The sequence below is a fragment of the Lyngbya sp. PCC 8106 genome (genome assembly GCF_000169095.1).
Lineage (GTDB): Bacteria > Cyanobacteriota > Cyanobacteriia > Cyanobacteriales > Microcoleaceae > Capilliphycus.
The window spans coordinates 61367-82566 of record NZ_AAVU01000010.1; the positions used below are offsets into that span (position 1 = coordinate 61367).

A 21200-nucleotide genomic window follows, 5' to 3' on the forward strand; every position below is an offset into this window, starting at 1 on the left:
TTAAGGGGGGCTAGGGGGGATCAAAAGGGGGACTTTTAAGCTACTTATTTCTTATTTCCATCCCTTTTAAGGAGATTTTCAATCTTATTCCCCCCTTTTTAAGGGGGGCTATGGAGGATCAAAACGGGGACTTTTAAGCTACTTATTTCTTATTCCCATCCCTTTTAAGGAGATTTTCAATCTTATTCCCCCCTTTTTAAGGGGGCTAGGGGGGATTAAAAACGTAAAAACATGACAATCAAAAATTTAAGTATTTCATACAACTTTATTGTTTAAAAAGTTTGTTCTTAATCTCAGACCAGCGAAAATTCTTGATTATATCTCGCTGATCATAAAAATATTCTTCTAAATAGGGTTCAATTTCCATCGTCCAGATATCCTCAATGTTATTTTCCAAATCATCAACTAAGAAAAATGAAATCCCCAGTTCGTGATGGGGGTCATCAATTGTTTGATTCAAATATTTTAGAATATCGATTAATTCTTCGATAAATTCACTAATAAAACGGTGTTCATGGTAATTACGCAATACATCATAATTGGGAGAAAGCGTAATAAAAGAAAAGCGGCGACGAAGTGCGTGGTCAACCAAAGCAATAGAACGGTCAGCAGTGTTCATGGTTCCAATAATATAAACATTTGGGGGAATTCCAAACGGTTCATTACTCCCCGCTAAACAAATTTTTTCACGTCGATATTCCAACAAATACATCAACTCTCCAAACACCTGAGATAAATTCGCCCGATTGATTTCGTCAATAATAAGAACACAAATTCCTTCACAGGATTCTGCTTTTTTACAAAACTCAAGAAATCGACCCGAAACCATTGAATAGGTTAACTGTCCGTCTTTTGTATCAGGACGAATTCCCAGCATAAAGTCTTCGTAGGTATAGGCGGGATGAAACTGAACCAATTCAGAGAAACCTTGAGTACCTCCTATTAAATGTTTGGCGATTTTTTTGGCGATGAATGTTTTTCCTGTTCCGGGTGGCCCTTGAAATATCACCTGTTTTTTTCTGTTAATTATCTTTACCCATCTTTCTAGTTCTTCTTCTTCAAAACCTGTACTCTTAGCACATTCAACGAGACTGTATAAAGGCTGTAAATTGAGATATTTACAGATATATGGAAGAGGATTTTGGGTCATATAAATTAACATCAGAGGCAACATTTTTTGAAAAGTTTTATCCAAGTAATATATAAAGTCATCGACTGACATACGACAGGCTTCTTCAATGCCTATTTCAATTTCAGAATGATAAACCTCGGGATCAATATCATCATAAATTCCAAGAGAGTTTAGTTTTTCGATAAATTTTTCTTTGATTATTCTTTCTGGAGATCGGGAATCTAAAAGCTCTATTTCATCCTTTAAAGATCCTATACTAACAAAAATGTTATGTTTATTGATAATTTTTGACTTTATTTGTAGTGATTTGGGCGTTAATAAAATTAAAAAATCACACACAGTATTCCTTGCCCAATTTTTACAATAAATTTCAGATTTGAAATAATCTCCCCGATTATTTTGAGAATTAATAATTTTTAAACTCCTGAAAAGATTGACATAAAAACATGAATATAGTTTTTGCTTTTTTCCAAGATAATTAATGGTTATATCTACAATTTTTTGAGCAGTTGAGGCGATTTTTACCAAATGTTCTATTTGTGATAAGTCTAGTAAAACCTCACCTTTATAATCCGCTCGATTGTCTATCTGCACCATAACATTAGGTATAACTTCAAACATCTCCTTAGTGAAAAGAAAATCTTCCTGTTTCTCACTCATTTTAATCTCAATCCCTTTAATATTTACTTTAACAGTCAACCAATTAAACGTGCAGTAATTAACTCATTAACCATTGTACCTTCAAAACGGTCGCCATCCAGCAGAATTAAAGATGTTGATGTTGGTCTGGAAAAAATGCGACAACAACGGTATAATTATCTTGAATAATTTCAAAAAAAGTTGGTATATTTTCTGATTTTAGTTGTAAAAATGATCACATACTGAACTGTATATTTATCTCTTAAACGCCCCCTAAATTCCCCTGCCCCCTAAATCCCTCAATAATGGGGGACTATAAAAAGCAAATTCTAATTCCCCCCAGAATTGGGGGGCTAGGGGGGCTGATAGTAACCCGTTCAAAATTAATCATGCTAGACCAAACAAAAACACCATTACTAGAAACTTTAAAAACCCTTGCAAATCGACCTCATGCAGCCTTTTATGCACCGGGACATAAACGGGGAAACGGAATGAATTTGTTATTACAAAATGTCTTAGGTTCATCAGTATTTAAAGCAGACTTACCCGAACTCCCAGAACTTGATAATTTATTTGCACCCGAAGGCGTTATCGAGTCAGCACAACAACTCGCAGCAGCAGCATTTGGGGCGGAACAAACGAGGTTTTTAGTAAATGGTTCAACCGGGGGAATTATTGCCTCAATTTTAGCAACTTGCGGAACAGGTGATAAAATAATAATGCCGCGAAATGTTCATCAATCTGTCATTTCTGGGTTGGTTTTATCGGGAGCAATACCTGTGTTTTTACAACCCGAATATAATGCCGAATGGGACTTAACCTATTCCATTACTCCCGAAGCTGTTGAAACTGCATTAAAACACCATGCAGATATCAAAGCGGTTTTGATGGTTTACCCAACTTATCAGGGAATTTGTGGAAATATTGAACAAATTGCAAAAATTACCCATGACTATAATATCCCGCTTTTAGTCGATGAAGCACACGGGCCGCATTTTTATTTTCATGCTGATTTACCCATTGCCGCATTAACAGCAGGAGCCGATTTAGTGGTACAGTCAACTCATAAAGTATTGGGTGCAATGACCCAAGCTTCGATGCTCCATCTTCAAGGCAATAGAATCGACCGATCGCGTTTAAATCAAGCTCTACAAATGATACAATCTAGCAGTCCGAGTTATTTGTTATTAGCGTCTCTAGATGCGGCTCGTCAACAGATGGCAACTCAAGGACAAGAGTTGATGAATCAAACCCTACAGTTAGCCGAAACCGCCAAAATATCCTTAGAGAAAATTCCCGGAATTTCTGTATTGAATTTACCTAAAATAAAACAAAATTCATTTATCGCTTTAGACTCAACTCGCCTGAGTGTAAACGTCTCTGATTTGGGGTTAACAGGTTATCAAGCCGATGAAATTTTACATCAACAATTTGGAGTTACGGCAGAGTTACCCAATTTGAAGCATTTAACGTTTATTATTAGTTTAGGGAATACCGAAGCTGATATCGAACAACTGGTTAAAGGTTTCACTCAATTGTCGGAAATGAGCCATGATTTTCAAACAATTTCCCCAGAGTTTCCGCTTCCGCCTGTGTTTTCCTCTGTAGTCAGGTTTTCACCTCGCGATGCGTTTGAGGGGGCGAGTCAGAGGCGAAGCGTTGATGATTGTATTGGGTGTATTAGTGCGGAAATGGTTTGTCCCTATCCGCCTGGAATTCCGATTTTGATGCCAGGTGAACAAATTAGCGCAGATGCGATCAATTACTTACATAAAGTTTTGTCAGTGGGTGCGACAATAACGGGATGTAGTGATCCAACTCTCGAAACCCTGAAAATATACAAGTCTTTCCATTAAGATAAAAGAATCGAGCGCGTTCATTCTAAAAAGATATATTCTTAATTTCAAGTTATTTTATGCCTTCCAAACTCTGGCCTTATATCACTCCCGGTATTCCCGATGAATTATTTGAACGTTTACCGGGTATTCCGATGAGTAAACGAGAAGTTCGCATCTTGTTAATTTCTCTGCTGCAACTTCAAAGCGACTCTGTAGTTTGGGATATTGGTGCTGGTACTGGTACAATTCCAGTAGAAATTGGTTTATTATGTCCTCAAGGTCGAATTATTGCAGTCGAACGAGACTCTGATGTTGTCAGTTTAATTCGCCAGAATTGCGATCGCTTTGAGGTTGATAATGTAGAAGTTGTGGAAGGAAGCGCACCAGAATGTCTGCAAGATTTATCGCCGATTCCCCATCGAGTCTGTCTAGAAGGGGGACGGGATATCAAAGCGATTTTAGCTGAAGCCTGGAAATATCTACAACCCGGAGGCCGAATTGTGGCGACAGCTTCTAACTTAGAGAGTCTTTATGGAATTTCTGAAGGGTTTGCCCAGTTGCAAGTTCGTCATGTTGAAGTGGTTCAATCTTCCATTAACCGTTTAGAACGTCGGGGAGGAAGTCAATCTTTTGAAGCGATTAACCCGATGTTTATTCTCAGCGGCGAGAAACTCGATTAGGGAAAATTGTAACTTGTTTACTCAATACCGTCATACTTAGAGTTAGGGGATTGAGAGGTTTAACTGTTTCATCCCGCATCGTGCCATATCATTTGTCCTATGTCTTGGTCTCGCATCTTTAGTGGAATTGTTGCAATCACCGTCGCCCTCGGAATGATTCTTTGGGGAGGATGGTACTTTACGATTGGCTTTGGGATTATTATTTATCTCGGGCAACTCGAATATTTTCAGCTTGTTCGGGCAAAGGGAATTGAACCTGCGGGGAAAACAACCTTAGTGGTGAGTCAAGCCTTACTGATTACGGCGGCTTTTGCACCCACTTTAGTTGATGCGATGTTTGCTTTGGCGGGAACACTAATCTGTTTTTACTTGTTGTTTCAGCCGAAGCTATCCACGATTGCTGATATTGCCTCCTCGATTTTAGGGCTATTTTATGGAGGGTATTTGCCGAGTTATTGGATTAGATTGCGGGTTGGCATCGAACACCCTTCACTTCTGGTCAGCAGTGCGATTACTAATCCTCAGCTTAACCTCAACTGGCCGCAGTTTTGGATTCATCCGGGTAATCTTCCGGTGGGACTGACGGCAACATTACTCGCGTTTCTGTGTATTTGGGCGGCGGATATTGGGGCTTATACAGTCGGGAAGTTATTTGGGCGAACTCGTCTATCGGATATTAGCCCGAAAAAAACGGTCGAAGGGGCTGTTTTTGGCGTCATTGGCAGTATGGCGGTGGCAATTACCGGGGCTTGGTATTTGCAATGGCCGATTTTTCTGGGGTCAGGTGCGGCGTTGGGGTTATTGATTGGGATTGCCAGTTTACTCGGAGATTTAACCGAGTCGATGATGAAACGAGATGCAGGGGTGAAAGATTCTGGACAATTGATTCCGGGTCATGGTGGAATTTTAGATCGGGCTGATAGTTATGTGTTTACAGCACCGTTGGTTTATTATTTCACCACGTTGTTGTTACCGTTGCTTTCGCGGTTATCTTGAGAAACCAATGTGAGGTTAGAAGTCAAAAGACAAAAGATAAGATCTCCCAACCTCCCAATCTCCTCTTAAGGATTCACTTGAATTTCTCCTTTCATCTGTAATTGTTCGGGACTAATACTTAACTGTTGAAGATTGACATCTGTTCCCAGGTCAATGGTCATGTTATCCAAATCATAATGCTGCTGTTGCTGAGGAAGTTTTAAATGGGGAGAGGCGAGTAATAATTCCGTTGGGCTGGCAAGGTACAATTCGGAGTGAAAGCAAAAAGGAGTTAATTCATCGTGGGTTGATAGCATCTCTGCGGTTAGTGTCAGTTGATCCTGGCCTAAGATAATTTGTAGATTTTGCAAACTTTTAATGTCATTTGGGAAAGAAAGATTGCAGTTCTTTGGATTCTGCGATTGAATCAAAGGAAGAAGGAATTTTGTGATCGCATTGGTGAGCAGAGGAGCTTGTAAGGAGGTGTTCAGATCGGCGGAAAGCAAACAGACTTGACAATCAACAGGAAAGGATTTGAGCAGCTTTAGGGGTTTGCCTTTGAGAACTTGACCGATGTTGATCTCAATACCAGATGCACACAGATCAACTTGGCTGAGGTGTAAGCCTCGATAAACCGCATAGGCAGTCCAAACTGTTACCTGAGAAATATGACCCGTCAATATTGAACGATTATTGCCAGAGATTTTAATGTCTAAAGCATCTATTTGTTCAACTTGCGATCGCAACCATAATTTTACAGCCCGCGATAAAACCTTGCCAACCAGTGGTTTAGATGATGTCTCAGTTGAACTCATAGATTGAAAGTGCATTTTACAAATTTAAGTTTAAACTTCCATTGGGTGATGTGGACAGAATCAGAAGATTAAAAAGAAAATCTTTGAACTGCTGTATAAACGTTATATACCAATCTCTACCCAATGTTTGACATGAGAGCCTGACAAATCGGTTTGAGGCAGTAGGAATGTTTAGATTGAGATTGCGTAAGAAGAATTACTGATTGCTGTAATATTTGTACATAGTCTACCAAATTGTGCCAAAATTTAGCGTGGTTCAAAAGTCTATGAGAAGATTGTCTACGCAATCTTGACTGATATGGATGAAAGGCTACAAAAAATCATGGCAACTTGGGGCATTGCCTCTCGTCGTCAAGCCGAACAAATGATTCTTGCTAAACGAGTGCGGGTCAATGGTAATATTGCTCATTTAGGACAAAAGGCAAATCCGTCATCTGATGACATAGAAGTAGATGGGAAACCAATCAAACCCTCTCATCGACCTGTGCCAATCTACCTTTTATTAAATAAACCAATTGGGGTGGTTTCAACCTGTGCTGACCCCGGTGGACGGCGCAACGTATTAGACTTGTTACCTCGCCGACTACAGAAGGGCCAGGGAGTTCATCCGGTAGGACGTTTAGATGTAGACTCCACTGGAGCATTACTACTCACCAACGATGGGGAACTCACCTTTCGCCTCACCCATCCTCGCCACCATGTTCCCAAAACCTATCAAGTTTGGGTGCAAGGTCATCCACCCGAATCTGTGTTGCAAGCATGGCGCCAAGGGGTGATATTATCAAGTCGAAAAACTCTAAGCGCTGAAGTCCGACGGCTACAACAGAGCATTGATTCTCAAACGCTTTTAGAAGTGATTTTATTTGAGGGGAGAAATCGACAAATTCGGAAAGTCGCAGAGCAACTCGGCTACCCTGTCGTTAAACTTCATCGGAGTGCCATTGGTTCAATTCAGCTTAATCCTCCGGGAAAACCTGAATTAGCACCGGGCCGCTATCGACCGTTAACCCCGTCTGAACTTGAATTTTTACAAAATCAGGTGAATCTTTAGCCTCAATATGCCAAAAGTCTTCTCAATCACTTATATAAATATTAAGGAGTTGTGCGTATGAAAGTGAGTTTACCGTTCTCAATGATTAGAAAAAATCTGGGTGACAATAATCGTTCTGTGACCAGTATTGAACAAGCTCAGAGATTGGTTGAGGTTGGCCTTCAACTGCGTCAAACTCGGGAACATCATTCTCTATCATTAGATATGGTGGCAGCCTACACCATGATTCGCCGCCATTTACTCCAAGCTTTAGAAGAAGGTATAGTCGAAAATCTACCTGAACCCGTCTATACTCAAGGCTTAATCCGACGATATGCAAACGCCCTGGGTTTAAATGGCGAGGAGTTGGCAAATTTCTTCCTTCCTGAACCGATTATTCTCTCACTGGAGTCTAGCTCTTGGTTGTTACCGTTACCTCAGTTACGACCAACCCATCTTTATCTGACTTATATTCTGTTGATTTTGGGGACGATGAATGGCTTAGTCTATTTGATCCAATCCTCTCCCCAAGTTCAAATTCTACCGGAGTCCAGAATTGCGGAAGTCCCAGCTACAAGTACAACTCAGTCGGTGAGTGTTTCCGCGAACAATTCAACTCCAGGTCAAGACCAACTTGCGGTGCAAGCGACATCGACTTCCATTAACAACAATAAGACAAACTCCCCGACCTCCCCTGTTTCCCCCCCTGCGCCGATTAACCAAACCGTTGAAGTGGGAATTACAGTCAAAGATGAATCTTGGGTTTTGATTGAAGTGGACGGAAAAACTGAATTTCAGGGGATTTTAGCGGGCGGAAGCAAACGAAGTTGGAAAGCCAACAATGAGTTAGTGGTTGTCGCCGGGAATGCAGGCGGCGTGATGGTAACAGTCAATAACGGCAAAAGCCAACGTTTAGGAGAACCCGGTATGGTTGAGGAGGTCATCTTTAAAAGCAACCAACCCCAACCTCAAACGTCTAACTCTAACTCCTAAAACGGGCGATTTGTCGCCTTTGTCAGCCGTGAAAGCGAGTCCTCACACGACCCTAGATATTTATCTGGGCAACTATCTGGGCAACCGACCATAGGTTTCGGTCAATGATCTAAGGCGATCGCGAATTTCATCGGTAATGGCTCCGGGTAAGAACCGCCATGACCAGTTGCCTTCTGATGTACTCGGCTGATTCATCTTCGCCTCGCTACCTAAGCCTAAAACATCTTGCAAGGGCAAAATGGCTTGATTCGCCACCGATGCGAGTGCGACTTGGATTAAATCCCAATGAATGCCGTGACCCATCGTTCCGCCCACATAACTCATCACTCGGGCTTGGGCTTGCAAGGAACGTTGACTAAACCAACCCACAGTGGTGTCATTATCGTGGGTTCCGGTATAAGCGACCCAATTGGGCGTACTGTAATTGTAGGGAAGATAGGGATTACCTGACCCAGAATCAAAGGCAAATTGCAAAATCTTCATGCCGGGAAGTTCAAATTTATCCCGTAGCGCTTCGACTTCTGGGGTGATTAAACCCAAGTCTTCGGCAATAATCGGCAATTGGCCAAGCTTCTCATTTAACAGATTAAACAAGGCTTCTCCGGGCGCTTCTATCCAGTAACCATTCACCGCAGTTGTTTCACCTTGGGGAACGGCCCAAAATGCTTGTAGGCCTCGGAAGTGGTCAATCCGCATAATATCTACACAGTCTAAAATGGATTGCACCCGTTGCAACCACCAGTTAAAGCCATTCTGTTGAACTCGTTCCCAGTTATAAACCGGATTTCCCCAGAGTTGACCTGTGGCGCTAAAATAATCGGGTGGAACTCCCGCCATTAATGACGCTTCACCTGTTTCGCCGTCTAAGCAAAAGATGTCAGGATGGGACCAAACATCCGCGCTATCATGTGCCACATAAATCGCCACGTCTCCAAAAATTTGAATTCCCTGTTCGTTGGCGTATTGTTTGAGTTTGGACCACTGACGGAAAAATTCAAATTGTAGGAATTTATGAAAGAAAATTTGATCGGCGAGTTTGTCGCGCCATTGTTGGATGGCTTCGGGTTGGCGGCGAGCAATATCATTGTCCCATTTATGCCAACTTTCGCCATCATGGGCTTCTTTAATTGCCATGAATAGGGCATAATCATCTAGCCAGTATGACTTATTTCGACAAAATTCCTCAAATTCGTTTTCTTGTTCGGTGAGGGTTTTTTTGAAATTCTGACAAGCTTTATTAAACAAGTCCCATTTGAAAGCTTTAACTCCATCAAAATCAACTTGTTCGACGGGAAAAAGTGGTGTATTGACTAAATCTTGAGATGTGAGTAATTCTTCCTCTAATAAGAGATCCGGACTGATAAATAACGGATTTCCCGCCATTGCTGAATAGGATAAGTAGGGAGAGTTGCCAAATCCTGTGGGGCCAAAGGGCAAGATTTGCCACAGTTGTTGTCCACTATCTCTTAAAAAATCGACAAATTGATAGGCAACTGGGCCAACATCTCCGATCCCATATCGACCGGGTAGTGAAGTGGGGTGAAGCAAAATACCGCTAGATCTTGGAAATGGCATGATAAACGCAATTGCGACTGTGATAAATATCTGAATACTTTAAGGGATCATTTGCCTTTAGACATCCAGCTAAGGGTCAAATTTTACTGGCTGGTTGGCTTGGCACGACAGTCCGTGTCCGTTTAGATCCTTTATTCATCTTACTCCTGTTGGAGACAGTCGTTAATCAAAAAAGACAAGATCCTATTCGTTATCGTTGGTCAACCCCTTCTCTCTAATGTTAGTGTCTTGATTTTGAGTTTTGATTAAATCTCCTCAAGTCTTGAGTTTTTGACTGCCAAAAAATTATTAATCAGATGATTTTATTTTTAATAATAAATTTCAAAACATTTTTTACATCAATACTAAAATCCTGAATATGAATCAACTATGAATTAAAGATGATTCATCCATGAAAATTCTCGGAAAATAGGCTAATTGTTTGATTTTTGCGGAAGTTTTAGATAGAGTAGATAAGTTAGGTTAAGGATTCAAAAGACCCGCTTACAAGCTATTATCCTAAAATCTGCAACCTCAAATCTCAAGTAACGACTAAAGATTTAAAACACGATTATGTTGACTGCATTCACCGCCGGACTATTACTGATTACTCTCTCTGAACTTGGAGACAAAACCTTCTTTATTGCGGTAATTCTCTCCATGCGCTATTCTCGAAAACTGGTTTTCATCGGCGTTACTCTGGCTTTAGCCTTAATGACAATTTTATCCGTTTTTGTTGGAAAAATTGTCTCTTTTCTTCCCGAAGTTTATATCCATTATGCGGAAATTATCCTCTTTTGTGCCTTTGGAATTAAACTCTTATACGATGCCAGCAAAATGTCCGCTACATCAAATAAAGAAGAAGAACAAGAAGCCGCAGAAGCTGTTGAAAAAAGCGAGTCAAAATTTCCAAAACGCAAAAGTTCATTGGGAATTATCTTAGAAGCTTTTCTCTTGACTTTTACGGCTGAATGGGGCGATCGCACTCAAATTGCAACCATTGCGTTAGCGGCAACTTATCAACCCTTGGGAGTGGTTTTGGGTGCCACTTTAGGTCATGCGATTTGTGCAGCTATTGCGGTTGTTGGCGGACGATTAATTGCTGGAAAAATTTCTGAACGGATGATTACTGCCATCGGGGGGTGTTTGTTTATTCTGTTTGGTTTAGTTGCGATTTGGAAACGGGTAGGAACACAAACAATTTAGCAGGGAACAGGGAACAGGGAACAGGGAACAGAAAGAAGGCAAAAGGCAAAAGTTTTCTAGGGGCGGCTTGATGCGTAAATCTATCTTACCCAGAAACAACCTTTATAAATTGGCCCCCTTTCAGTCACCGGAAACCTGACACCTGACCCCTACATTTTAACCGTTGGGTCGTTGAATAATTGTCTCAATAATCCGCCGTTTAGCTTTAGTATCAATCCCAATTAAACGCACATAATCATTAGGATGTTCAGATAAACAAGCCTCAATTTCTGCCATAATTTCCGATTGATGAGTGCTATCAACTATTGAACAGGTTTTCCAAGACCCTGTTTTAAAACGACGAGAATCAGCATATTCCAAACCAACTCGATATCCTGCTTCTATAATCTGTTCAATTTGTTCGAGAACATCTAAACTCAGATTCGTTGTCACCGCCTGACCTTCACTAATAAAAGTTGATCCTTTGCTATCCCCTTGCATTACCCCTGTTACTTTGCTATCAAAGCGATGAGGGGGCATAACGGGGTTATAAGGAAGATGAGTTTTTTGAGTATAATTTTCTTTTTGTTCAACAGGATTTAAGGGTCGTTGAGGTGGGATTGTATTGGGATGAAAAATGCGGTTTTGGTTATATTCCTCTACTAATCTTAACTCTTGGATGCGTCGTTGTTCTGCCACCATCTGATGACCCATTTCTAGCAAGTGAGAGAATTTAAAATTAGGTTTGTTAAATTCTGGTGGCTTTTCCGTACTATTGACAATTCGCTTAGAAATTTTTTCGATTCCCATTTGATGAATAAAGCTTTGAATTTGTTCATCATAAATTCGCGATCGCAATGCACTAAAGAAATCTACTGACTGTTCTGGAAACTCGTCAACTAACTTAATAATATCTTGTTTTAAAAGTTCTTGTTGAAAAATCCCCTCAACAATTTCAACCCGTTCTTTTGAGTTGGGTTCCCAATAGAACTTTTCCATTCGTCCGTCTCGAATAAGCGGTGCATAAAGCGTGGAAAAATCATTTCCGGTGACAATAATTGGAATCCGTTGTAAAGGGGTTTCATCGTAACTTCCGGGTAACTGAACATTCGTCGGATTATCCGCAATATTCATTAAAGTCGCGTTGACTAACTGAGTATTAACCGTGTATTGAGTTCCCGAGTCAAAACGTCCAGCCCCCGCATCAATATCATTAATAAATAATGCACACATTTGACCTCTGACTTTTGTTTGTTCTGAGGCTTCACGATACCGCAGTCGAATTAACCGTGAAGGATCTCCAGCATCTGGACTCTCTAATTCACCGCCAGAAATTGTTACAGGTTCAAATCCCATTTTCTCAAACACCAGTTCACATTGAAAGGTTTTTCCTTCTCCCTTGCGTCCATGAATTCCTAAAATTAGGGGAACTCGCAGGTTAGAGATCTTTAAGAAATTTTTGGTGATATGAACGGCTAATTTGTCAAGAAACCGGGGAGAGATATAATAAGACATTGGAAAAGTAAGATCTGATTTGACAGTCTTATTTTAAGATAAAACAGACCTTTTGAATTGCATTTGATTAAATTGTTACAGATTGACCCTTCAGTTATTCAAATGTTTACCTTTTCCTCAAGCCAATTTCAGAGGATGTTCTAAGGGTTTGGGTTGAGGTAAAGGTTTACCCTCCTCTTGATATTCTTGAAGCAGCAATTCTAACACCTCTTGAGCATTATTTAATGCTTCTTCATAGGTGTCACCGTGAGTGTGGAATTGTTGGGTTGGAAAATCAGGTAAATGCACTAAGTAACACCGATCTTCGTTTGACCACTGCATCACAATTGTATAATGAAGTTTCATTGTTCTCCTCCTTGCTGTTCTTGAACTTTTTTCAATATCTCTAGTTGACGATTGACTTCTTTTTCGATATAAGGTTTTGCATCATCTCCATCTTTTCCTGAAATAGTAATAGGTTGATCGGGAAGTAGAGGATGAATCCATCTGGTGTGACTACCCTTTGCAGATCGATGAATAAATCCAGCTTTTTGTAAGAGGCTTTTTAGTTCTCGAATCTTTTTAGGCATAACCAAGTATTTTGATATAAATTTTAGCATACATTAATTAATTTTTTCAATGCAGATGCGGAACAAAAAAACTCTGGTATAACAAAATCTGGGATTTTATTTTTTATAGACTGCGGTTTGCACAACCTCAATTTAGAAAAAATCTGTCATAATAAATAGAGTAAATTTGTTAAAATTATTGATTTTTAGCTGATGTGCGGACGATTTACTTTAACCGATAACGGCGAACAAATTCCCGAGCAATTTCAGTTATCGGAAATTCCCGAAATCACACCTCGTTATAATATCGCTCCCACCCAGTTGGTTGCAACAGTTAGCATGAATTCAAAATCGGAAAAACGACAATTTAACTGGATGCGTTGGGGGTTAATTCCCAGTTGGGCGAAAGATCAAAAAATGGGTGCAAAATTGATCAACGCTAGAGTCGAAACCGTTACCGAAAAACCCTCATTTCGCCAAGCTATTCGCCAACATCGCTGTTTAATTATCGCGGACGGGTTTTATGAATGGCAAAAACAAAAAGATGACAAACAGCCCTATTATTTACATCTTGAAAATCATCAACCGTTTGGGTTTGCCGGACTTTGGCAACGGTGGAAATCACCGGAAAATCAAGAGATTATTTCCTGTACAATTTTAACCACAGAAGCCGATAACCAAGTTCGTTCCATTCACCACCGACAACCGATTATTCTTTCTGAAAATAATTATTCTCAGTGGCTTAACCCCCATCTAACCAAACCCCAGGAAATTTTACCCTTATTAACCGCTCAACCCCGTTTGAACTATTATCCCGTTAACCCTGTTGTCAACAACCCCCGCCACGAAAAAGCCGACTGTATTCAAGAAAAGGGATGAAAAATTTCAAGAATTTGTCATAATAAATAAAGAGAAAAATCACAAGAAGGAAAACATTTATGACCTTACCAAACGGCCCCCAAACGCCCCGGGTTCTCAGAATGATGAAATTCGTTGCTCGTCCCTTAGATTATTTAGAAGATTATTATCGGCGTTACGGTGACTTTATCCGCATCGGTAAGTCAGCAACTCCCCTTGTTTATGTCAATCATCCCGCAGCAATTGAAAAGATTTTTACCGCAGGTTCTGAACAATTTAGAACGGGAAATGCCGGAGGAGTTTTACTGTTTTTACTCGGAGATAATTCAGTTTTGATGGTGGATGGAGAACGCCACGAACGTCAACGCAAACTGTTAATGCCTCCCTTTCATGGTGAACGCTTAAAAACTTACAATCAGCTTATTTGTGAGATTACCAAAGAAGTGATGTCACAAGTCAAAATTGGTCAACCCTTTCGAGTTCGGACTTTAATGCAGGATATTACTTTGCGAGTGATTTTAAAAGCCGTTTTTGGACTCACAGAAGGCGAACGTTATGAACAATTACGACATCTTTTAAGTGCAATGATGGAGTCTATTGGTTCACCTTTAGCCGCGAGTTTAATGTTCTTCCCAAGCTTGCGTCAAGACTGGGGCGAGTGGAGTCCTTGGGGGCGTTTTTTACGCTATAAACAACAAGCCGATGAGATGATTTATGCCGAAATTCGTGAACGAAAACAACAGAGAGACTTTGACGGCGATGATATTTTAACTCTGTTAATGTCGGCGCGAGATGAAACAGGTAAACCGATGAACGAAACTGAACTTAGAGATGAATTAGTGACCTTATTAATTGCCGGGCATGAAACCACTGCTTCCTCTTTAACTTGGGCGTTATATTGGACACATTATCTACCAGAAGTCAAGGATAAATTATGCTTTGAATTAGCGAATTTGGGCGAAAATCCTCACCTGAGCGAGATAGCCAGACTCCCCTATTTAACCGCCGTTTGTAATGAAACATTGCGAATTTATCCCGTTACATTAACATCGGGTGTACGGGTGTTGAAAAAGCCCTTAGAATTGGGTGGTTATTCCTTTGAACCGGGAACGGTATTATTTCCCTGTACCTATCTCGTTCATCAACGAGAAGATATTTATCCCGAACCTAAAAAATTCAAACCCGAACGATTTTTACAACGGCAATTTTCACCCTACGAATTTTTTCCTTTTGGTGGGGGGCATCGTCGCTGTATTGGCAGTGCAATGGCAACTTTAGAAATGAAAATCGCTCTAGCAACAATTTTATCAGATTGGCAACTCAAACTTCCCCATCATAAAGCCTATAAACCTGTTCGTCGAGGCTTAACTTTATCTCCTCCCGCTCAGTTGAGTTTAGTTGCTGTAAATCGTTTAAACTAATAAAGAGTTAAAATACAAAAAAGGGTGTTATGGTTGTTCCCGTTGCAGTTGTATTAGGAGTAGGTTCAGGACTGGGTGCTGCTGTTGCTTATCAATTTGCACGTCAGGGGTATGCGGTGGCGTTGATGGCGAGAAATTTAGACCATTTAACTCCGGTTGAACAAGAAATTAAACAGTTTGGAGAAACAGCAATATCAGTAACAGTAGATGCGACAGACATCATCCAAGTTGCAGAAGCATTTGCAGAAGTTCAAGCCGAATTAGGAACCCCAGAAGTGCTGATTTATAATGCCGGAATGTTACAAATTGGGGGAATATTAGAACTAACTCCCGAACAGTTTGAACAAAGCTGGAAAGTGAATTGTTTTGGTGCATTTTTAGCCGCCCAACAGGTGTTACCCGCAATGGTTGAACAAGCCAAAGGAACGATTATTTTTACAGGTGCAACTGCGGCTATACGAGGTTCTGCGAGGTTTTCTGCTTTGGCGGTGGGGAAATTTGGTTTACGGGCGTTGGCGCAGTCTCTAGCGCGAGAATTTGGGACTCAGGGGGTTCATGTTGCTCATGTGATGATTGATGGGTTAATTGATACGCCGAGGGTACGAGAAATGTTTCCCCAACGTGAACCAGATACCTTGATTTTACCCGATGCGATCGCTAAAACCTATTGGCAATTACATCAACAATCGGCAACAGGTTGGACGTTAGAAATGGATATCCGTCCCTCGGTAGAAAAGTTTTAATTCAAGTTTTATTAATTCAGGTTAATTATGACTGGAACTGTGGCAATTTTTTACGACATCGAAAATCTTTTAAAAGGATATGGGTCTTCTCAAAACTATATTAATAGTATTTCCCTAAAATATGTATTTAATAAAATTAAAAGCATTGAAAGAGTCGAATTTATTGCGGTGCAAAGAGCCTATGCAAATTGGAGTGATCCGCGATTATCTGTGATGAAAGGAGAAATTAATGAACTGGGAATTGATCCCATACAAATTTTTGGCTTTTCTAGAAATACCCATAAAAACGCCGCCGATATTCAGTTAGCAGTAGATGCTATTGATTTGGCTTATCTCAGAAATTATATTGAAATTTTTGTGATTGTCTCCGGTGATGGGGGATTTTCTGCTTTAGCCAAAAAACTGCATGAATATGGAAAATATGTGATTGGTTGTGCTTATTTTAATGCCACAAATAAAATTTTTGAATCCGTCTGTGATGTTTTTATTGGGATAGAAGAACCCGAAGAACATGAAAGAGAACGAGGAGATTTAGAAAAGGTCTTAAAAATCACCAATCCTAAAGTTATCCGATTATCAGAACAAATTCCTCGACTCACCACAAAAGATAAACAACAAATTATCAACCAGTCAAAACTGATCATTAACTGGTTTACAAAAGATAGTGAAAGTCACAGAGAATTAGAAACAACCGGAATTCATTTATCTGTTGTTAAAGAAGCATTCAAGTATGGAGTCGAAAATTTAAATTCTTCTTTGATCGGTTTACCTAAATTTGTTAATTTTCTCCAATTTATTTGTTCATCAACACAGATTAATGTTTTAAGATCTGACCGAAATGAGACAATCATTGCGTTACGAAATGCTCAGATCAAAAGTTTTGAAGCTTTACCAGATATTGAGTCAGATTATTTGCATTCTATAGAAAATTACCAATCAATATTAGCCCATGGTACTCCTTGTCTAAAAATGACAAGTTCTCAATATCTAAAGCAAATACTGATGGCATTATCTCAACAAAATAACCCCGAAGCCAGTCTCGACATATTACTTGATTATATTAATCATTTATATCCTGATTTAGAAAGCGAAATCATTAACTCCTCATTGATTACATTAATAAATATTGATCTCTTTGAAAGACAACCTCTGGATAAACCTTTATCTGAACAAACTTTCAGGTTAAAATCTGATTATTTAGATCCGGAATTAACGCTCAATAAAGTCAAAGAAGCAATCTCCTCAAAATTATCCAGTTTTTGGGGAGAACATTTAAACTCTGATACCCTAAATACACTCTTATCAGATTTATAGAACAAAAATCCTCAAAATGTAGAGATTTTTCAGATAAAGTTTTACAATGTCAGAAAAGAGAAATTGTGATTATAGGTTGTATGGATACAAAAGCGTTTAGAAGAACACTGCAAAAATCAGAATCCTATCACCGGAAAGGCTTCGGACATGAAGAAGAAGTCGCTGGGGTGATGCAGTCGGCTTATCAAAGCAGTTTAATTCAACAAATTCGGGAGAACAACTACACTCTCGAACGAGGAAATGTCACAATTCGACTCGCGGAGGCGTTTGGCTTCTGTTGGGGTGTCGAACGGGCGGTAGCAATGGCCTATGAAACTCGTCAACATTTTCCCACAGAACGGATCTGGATTACTAACGAAATTATTCATAATCCTTCAGTTAATCAACATTTGTTGGATATGAAGGTTGAATTTATTCCCGTTATCGACGGAGAAAAGGATTTTTCGGGAATTGGTATCGGTGATGTTGTAATTTTACCTGCTTTTGGGGCGAGTGTCCAAGAAATGCAAATTCTCAACGACAAAGGCTGCAAAATTGTCGATACAACTTGTCCTTGGGTTTCTAAGGTTTGGAATACGGTTGAAAAGCACAAGAAAAAAAGCTACACATCTATTATTCACGGCAAATACAAACACGAAGAAACCGTCGCTACCAGTTCTTTTGCTGACAAATATTTAGTCGTGTTAAACCTCGCGCAAGCTGAATATGTTTGCAACTATATTCTCAACGGTGGAAATCGTCAGGAATTTTTCGCTAAATTTAAACACGCTCATTCTGAAGGGTTTGACCCGGATAAAGATTTGGAATGTGTGGGAATTGCCAACCAAACGACGATGCTCAAAAGCGAAACAGAACAAATTGGAAAGCTGTTTGAACGTACCGTTATGCAAAAATACGGCCCAGATCAATTAACCGAACATTTCCAAAGTTTTAACACAATTTGCGATGCCACACAAGAGCGTCAAGATGCCATGTTGGGTTTAGTCGAAGAAAAGCTTGATTTAATGATTGTGATTGGCGGTTTTAATTCTTCCAACACCACTCATTTACAAGAAATGTCAATAGAACGAGGAATTTCTTCCTATCATATTGATAGCCCAGAACGGATTATTTCCGGCGATTGTATTGAACATAAACCCTTAGAAAAAGATATCGAAATCGCAGAAAATTGGCTACCCGAGGGAAAAATTGTTGTCGGTATTACTTCTGGGGCTTCAACTCCCGATAAAGCGGTTGAAGACGTGATTGATAAGATTTTTGAGTTGAAAGGTAGTGCTGTTGCAGTGTAGAAACTTTTAAGGTTTCTAGTAGTAGGATTTTGTTGAAACTGAGTGTAGCGAAGAATAGAAAATTATTTCTGAGAGGCTTCGTTACACTTAGAATCACAGATTGAACTCATTACTGTGACAGTTAGCCTAGTGACACCATTAATAGAAGTGAAGCTGGAGTTGAGTCTGTACTTTCAATAATTTTGACTTGTGCAATCTCAATAATTGTCATAATTCGTTAAAACAGAAATAATCAAACCTTTAACATTTTCCACTATCACCACTTATTCAATACACATCATCCAAACAACCATGAAAACATTAAACAGCCCTAAAACTTCCCCCTTAATTCAACGCCTGCAATGGGTATTTAATCCTCTCGAATATATGGAAACGAATGTCAAAATTAATCGGGATATTTTCAACACCCAGGTTACAGGTGGTGTCGGGCTAATATTTGTCAATAGTCCTGAAGGAATGCAAGAATTACTGACTCGGGATACCAAAGAATTTTACGCCCCAGGTTCAATTAATGAAATTTTGAAACCTCTACTCGGTGAACAATCTGTTATGCTATTAGATGGTGATCGTCATAAACGACAACGTAAACTCTTAATGCCTCCTTTTCATGGGGAAAGAATGCGAACTTATGGCGAACTAATCCTTAATATTACACAGCAAGCCACCGCAAAATTGAAACCCGGTCAACCGTTTATCGCCCGAAATGCCATGCAAGAAATTACGTTAGCAGTTATTTTACAGGCGGTTTTTGGGATTTACGAAGGGTCGCGTTATGACAAATTAAAACAATTAATTACTTCATTACTCGCAGTCACAGACTCTCCCGTAAGTTCGAGTTTATTATTTTTCACATCCCTACAAAAAGACTGGGGTGCTTGGAGTCCTTGGGGAAGATTTTTACGAATGCGCCAAAAAGTTGACCAATTATTGTTTGCAGAAATCGAAGAACGTCGCCAAAATTGGGATGAAAATCGCACCGATATTCTAAATTTAATGATGGCGGCGCGAGACGAAGACGGACAACCGATGGCCGATGAAGAATTACGAGATGAATTACTCACTTTATTGGTTGCAGGTCACGAAACAACTGCAACTGCAATGGCTTGGGCGTTGTATTGGATACATCGACAACCAGAAGTTTATCAAAAGTTGATTCAAGAGTTAGAAAGTTTACCCGAAAATGCTGACCCGATGACAATTTTCCGGCTTCCTTATTTAACAGCCGTTTGTAATGAAGCCCTGCGAATTTATCCCGTTGCGATGTTAACTTTTCCCCGAGTCACAAAAGAACCAACACAACTTCTAGGATATGAATTAGAAGCAAATATAGGTTTAGCGGGTTGTATTTATTTACTTCATCATCGAGAAGATTTATATCCCGAACCCAAACAATTTAAACCCGAACGATTTTTAGAACGGAAGTTTTCTCCCTATGAATTTTTACCCTTTGGTTCAGGTGCGCGTCAATGTATTGGGATGGCGTTAGCGCAGTTTGAAATGAAGTTAGCACTGGCTCAAATTTTACTTGATTATGACCTAACTTTACTTGAAAAACGTCCGGTTAAAGCTGCACGTCGAGGGGTAACATTATCGCCTGTTGGGGGAATTAAAATGATGATGAATGGAAAACGCACTCCCTCAAAATCTGTCGCCATTCCCGCAACAGTTTAGAAAGACTCATCTAAAGTTTTAGGGGCGAGTTTAACCTCATGTACGACAATATTTGTAAATTCATTGCTGAAGAATTTTCCACCGACTTAGCCAGTTGGTTACTAGGTGAACCCATTCAACTGACGCAACTCAGCCCCAAAGAACTTTCTATTGAACCCATTCGCACCGATGCGTTAATCTTAAAACAGTCTAATAATTTAGTTCTTCATGTTGAATTTCAGACTAAAACGGAAGCCACAATTCCCTTTCGGATGACAGATTATCGCCTGCGAGTACATCGGCGCTATCCTGATAAAGAAATGCACCAAGTCGTTATTTATCTCAAACAAACGGCTTCCGAGTTAGTTTATCAAAATACATTTACTTTGACTCGAACTCGCCATGAATTTGAGGTAATTCGCTTGTGGGAACAGCCAACCGAACAATTTCTTGATACACCGGGATTATTACCTTTTGCGGTATTGAGTCGAACCGATGAAAAAGTGGAAGTGTTGCGGGAAGTCGCGCGTCGAGTGGAGGCGATTTCTGATAGACGAGTTCAGTCTAATGTCGGTGCATCTGCTTTTATTCTCGCTGGGTTAGTATTAGAGAAGGAGATTATTGGGACTATTCTTAGGAGGGATATTATGGAGGAGTCTGTGACTTATCAAGAACTAAGAAGAGAAGCGCGCGAGCAAGGACTTCAGGAAGGTAGAGTAGAAGGACTTCAACAAGGACTTCAACAAGGACTTCAGGAAGTCGCTCTCAATTTACTGAGGAGTGGAATGAGTCTCGAACAAGTGGCGAATTTCACAGGTTTATCCCTTGAACAAGTTACACAATTACAGCTTATTTCTACTCAAGCTGAACCTCCCGTTTCTGACGATAATTAGTTAATACAAAATTGAAAAAATAATGCGACACAAGGGAATAGGGAACAGGAGTAGAAGTAAAAGAGGGGGCTGGTTGATTGAGGTTAATTATGATAAACATAAATCTAGATGGAACCCGCCCCCGTCAC

The 21200-nt window shown here is 40.0% G+C and carries 19 protein-coding genes; 13 read left to right on the plus strand and 6 right to left on the minus strand.

Annotated elements, in window-relative coordinates:
- Window positions 1-265 precede the first annotated feature (265 nt).
- A complete protein-coding gene (locus tag L8106_RS29485) occupies window positions 266-1831 on the minus strand; it encodes an McrB family protein (RefSeq protein WP_232228450.1) in 1566 nt (521 codons plus the stop codon).
- Between the two features lie 329 nt (window positions 1832-2160).
- Between L8106_RS29485 and L8106_RS08935 the strand changes: the two genes are divergently transcribed.
- From L8106_RS08935 to L8106_RS08945, 3 genes are all read left to right on the plus strand, one after another.
- Window positions 2161-3627 carry an aminotransferase class I/II-fold pyridoxal phosphate-dependent enzyme gene (locus L8106_RS08935; protein ID WP_039895853.1) on the plus strand — a complete coding sequence of 489 codons (1467 nt, stop codon included), beginning with the start codon at window positions 2161-2163 and terminating at the stop codon, window positions 3625-3627.
- Window positions 3628-3686: 59 nt separating this feature from the next.
- Window positions 3687-4289, plus strand: a complete 603-nt coding sequence (cbiT, locus tag L8106_RS08940) for a precorrin-6Y C5,15-methyltransferase subunit CbiT (protein WP_009783937.1) — start codon at window positions 3687-3689, stop codon at window positions 4287-4289.
- A gap of 99 nt (window positions 4290-4388) precedes the next feature.
- Entirely contained in the window at window positions 4389-5285 is an 897-nt protein-coding gene (locus tag L8106_RS08945; protein WP_009783938.1) for a phosphatidate cytidylyltransferase, read from the plus strand.
- Between the two features lie 65 nt (window positions 5286-5350).
- On the opposite strand, the gene L8106_RS08950 is transcribed toward L8106_RS08945, so the two are convergent.
- A complete protein-coding gene (locus L8106_RS08950) occupies window positions 5351-6094 on the minus strand; it encodes a DUF2993 domain-containing protein (RefSeq protein ID WP_083798387.1) in 744 nt (247 codons plus the stop codon).
- 283 nt (window positions 6095-6377) lie between these two features.
- Between L8106_RS08950 and L8106_RS08955 the strand changes: the two genes are divergently transcribed.
- On the plus strand, window positions 6378-7130 hold the full coding sequence (locus L8106_RS08955; protein ID WP_009783940.1) for a pseudouridine synthase: 753 nt from the start codon (window positions 6378-6380) through the stop codon (window positions 7128-7130).
- Window positions 7131-7211: 81 nt separating this feature from the next.
- Window positions 7212-8102, plus strand: a complete 891-nt coding sequence (locus L8106_RS08960; protein WP_232228451.1) for a helix-turn-helix domain-containing protein — start codon at window positions 7212-7214, stop codon at window positions 8100-8102.
- Window positions 8103-8174: 72 nt separating this feature from the next.
- On the opposite strand, the gene malQ is transcribed toward L8106_RS08960, so the two are convergent.
- Window positions 8175-9677: a 4-alpha-glucanotransferase gene (gene malQ / locus L8106_RS08965; RefSeq protein ID WP_009783942.1), complete on the minus strand. Its 1503-nt coding sequence runs from the start codon at window positions 9675-9677 to the stop codon at window positions 8175-8177.
- Between the two features lie 552 nt (window positions 9678-10229).
- Between malQ and L8106_RS08970 the strand changes: the two genes are divergently transcribed.
- The gene (locus L8106_RS08970) at window positions 10230-10862 is read left to right on the plus strand and encodes a TMEM165/GDT1 family protein (RefSeq protein WP_009783943.1); all 633 of its coding nucleotides are present in this window, start codon (window positions 10230-10232) and stop codon (window positions 10860-10862) included.
- Between the two features lie 156 nt (window positions 10863-11018).
- Here L8106_RS08970 and L8106_RS08975 read toward each other — a convergent pair whose 3' ends face one another.
- From L8106_RS08975 to L8106_RS08985, 3 genes are all read right to left on the minus strand, one after another.
- Window positions 11019-12356, minus strand: a complete 1338-nt coding sequence (locus L8106_RS08975; protein ID WP_009783944.1) for a ribulose bisphosphate carboxylase small subunit — start codon at window positions 12354-12356, stop codon at window positions 11019-11021.
- A gap of 117 nt (window positions 12357-12473) precedes the next feature.
- On the minus strand, window positions 12474-12701 hold the full coding sequence (locus L8106_RS08980; RefSeq protein ID WP_009783945.1) for a type II toxin-antitoxin system HicB family antitoxin: 228 nt from the start codon (window positions 12699-12701) through the stop codon (window positions 12474-12476).
- A complete protein-coding gene (locus tag L8106_RS08985; protein WP_009783946.1) occupies window positions 12698-12925 on the minus strand; it encodes a type II toxin-antitoxin system HicA family toxin in 228 nt (75 codons plus the stop codon). The genes L8106_RS08980 and L8106_RS08985 overlap by 4 nt, the downstream gene beginning before the upstream one ends.
- Window positions 12926-13117: 192 nt before the next feature.
- On the opposite strand from L8106_RS08985, the gene L8106_RS08990 reads away from it, so the two are divergent.
- The 7 genes from L8106_RS08990 (at window position 13118) to L8106_RS09020 (ending at window position 21072) form a co-directional block, all read left to right on the plus strand.
- Window positions 13118-13783 carry an SOS response-associated peptidase gene (locus L8106_RS08990; protein WP_009783947.1) on the plus strand — a complete coding sequence of 222 codons (666 nt, stop codon included), beginning with the start codon at window positions 13118-13120 and terminating at the stop codon, window positions 13781-13783.
- 59 nt (window positions 13784-13842) lie between these two features.
- Entirely contained in the window at window positions 13843-15183 is a 1341-nt protein-coding gene (locus L8106_RS08995; RefSeq protein WP_009783948.1) for a cytochrome P450, read from the plus strand.
- A 29-nt stretch (window positions 15184-15212) separates the two neighbouring features.
- Window positions 15213-15926, plus strand: coding sequence for an SDR family NAD(P)-dependent oxidoreductase (locus tag L8106_RS09000; RefSeq protein WP_009783949.1), 714 nt, complete (start codon window positions 15213-15215; stop codon window positions 15924-15926).
- A 27-nt stretch (window positions 15927-15953) separates the two neighbouring features.
- The gene (locus tag L8106_RS09005; RefSeq protein WP_009783950.1) at window positions 15954-17240 is read left to right on the plus strand and encodes an NYN domain-containing protein; all 1287 of its coding nucleotides are present in this window, start codon (window positions 15954-15956) and stop codon (window positions 17238-17240) included.
- An 80-nt stretch (window positions 17241-17320) separates the two neighbouring features.
- Window positions 17321-18529: a 4-hydroxy-3-methylbut-2-enyl diphosphate reductase gene (locus L8106_RS09010; protein ID WP_009783951.1), complete on the plus strand. Its 1209-nt coding sequence runs from the start codon at window positions 17321-17323 to the stop codon at window positions 18527-18529.
- 291 nt (window positions 18530-18820) lie between these two features.
- A complete protein-coding gene (locus tag L8106_RS09015) occupies window positions 18821-20200 on the plus strand; it encodes a cytochrome P450 (RefSeq protein ID WP_009783952.1) in 1380 nt (459 codons plus the stop codon).
- Between the two features lie 38 nt (window positions 20201-20238).
- The gene (locus L8106_RS09020) at window positions 20239-21072 is read left to right on the plus strand and encodes an Rpn family recombination-promoting nuclease/putative transposase (RefSeq protein WP_009783953.1); all 834 of its coding nucleotides are present in this window, start codon (window positions 20239-20241) and stop codon (window positions 21070-21072) included.
- Window positions 21073-21200: the final 128 nt, after the last annotated feature.

Coding starts and splice junctions, on each gene's coding strand:
- L8106_RS08980 (WP_009783945.1), bottom strand. CDS start 12,701: ATGAAACTTCATTATACAATTGTGATGCAGTGGTCAAACGAAGATCGG.
- malQ (WP_009783942.1), bottom strand. CDS start 9,677: ATGCCATTTCCAAGATCTAGCGGTATTTTGCTTCACCCCACTTCACTA.
- L8106_RS08970 (WP_009783943.1), top strand. CDS start 10,230: ATGTTGACTGCATTCACCGCCGGACTATTACTGATTACTCTCTCTGAA.
- L8106_RS08985 (WP_009783946.1), bottom strand. CDS start 12,925: ATGCCTAAAAAGATTCGAGAACTAAAAAGCCTCTTACAAAAAGCTGGA.
- L8106_RS08945 (WP_009783938.1), top strand. CDS start 4,389: ATGTCTTGGTCTCGCATCTTTAGTGGAATTGTTGCAATCACCGTCGCC.
- L8106_RS08960 (WP_232228451.1), top strand. CDS start 7,212: ATGATTAGAAAAAATCTGGGTGACAATAATCGTTCTGTGACCAGTATT.
- L8106_RS09015 (WP_009783952.1), top strand. CDS start 18,821: ATGAAAACATTAAACAGCCCTAAAACTTCCCCCTTAATTCAACGCCTG.
- L8106_RS09005 (WP_009783950.1), top strand. CDS start 15,954: ATGACTGGAACTGTGGCAATTTTTTACGACATCGAAAATCTTTTAAAA.
- L8106_RS08990 (WP_009783947.1), top strand. CDS start 13,118: ATGTGCGGACGATTTACTTTAACCGATAACGGCGAACAAATTCCCGAG.
- L8106_RS09010 (WP_009783951.1), top strand. CDS start 17,321: ATGGATACAAAAGCGTTTAGAAGAACACTGCAAAAATCAGAATCCTAT.
- L8106_RS08935 (WP_039895853.1), top strand. CDS start 2,161: ATGCTAGACCAAACAAAAACACCATTACTAGAAACTTTAAAAACCCTT.
- L8106_RS08995 (WP_009783948.1), top strand. CDS start 13,843: ATGACCTTACCAAACGGCCCCCAAACGCCCCGGGTTCTCAGAATGATG.
- L8106_RS08955 (WP_009783940.1), top strand. CDS start 6,378: ATGGATGAAAGGCTACAAAAAATCATGGCAACTTGGGGCATTGCCTCT.
- L8106_RS08950 (WP_083798387.1), bottom strand. CDS start 6,094: ATGCACTTTCAATCTATGAGTTCAACTGAGACATCATCTAAACCACTG.
- L8106_RS09020 (WP_009783953.1), top strand. CDS start 20,239: ATGTACGACAATATTTGTAAATTCATTGCTGAAGAATTTTCCACCGAC.
- cbiT (WP_009783937.1), top strand. CDS start 3,687: ATGCCTTCCAAACTCTGGCCTTATATCACTCCCGGTATTCCCGATGAA.
- L8106_RS09000 (WP_009783949.1), top strand. CDS start 15,213: ATGGTTGTTCCCGTTGCAGTTGTATTAGGAGTAGGTTCAGGACTGGGT.
- L8106_RS08975 (WP_009783944.1), bottom strand. CDS start 12,356: ATGTCTTATTATATCTCTCCCCGGTTTCTTGACAAATTAGCCGTTCAT.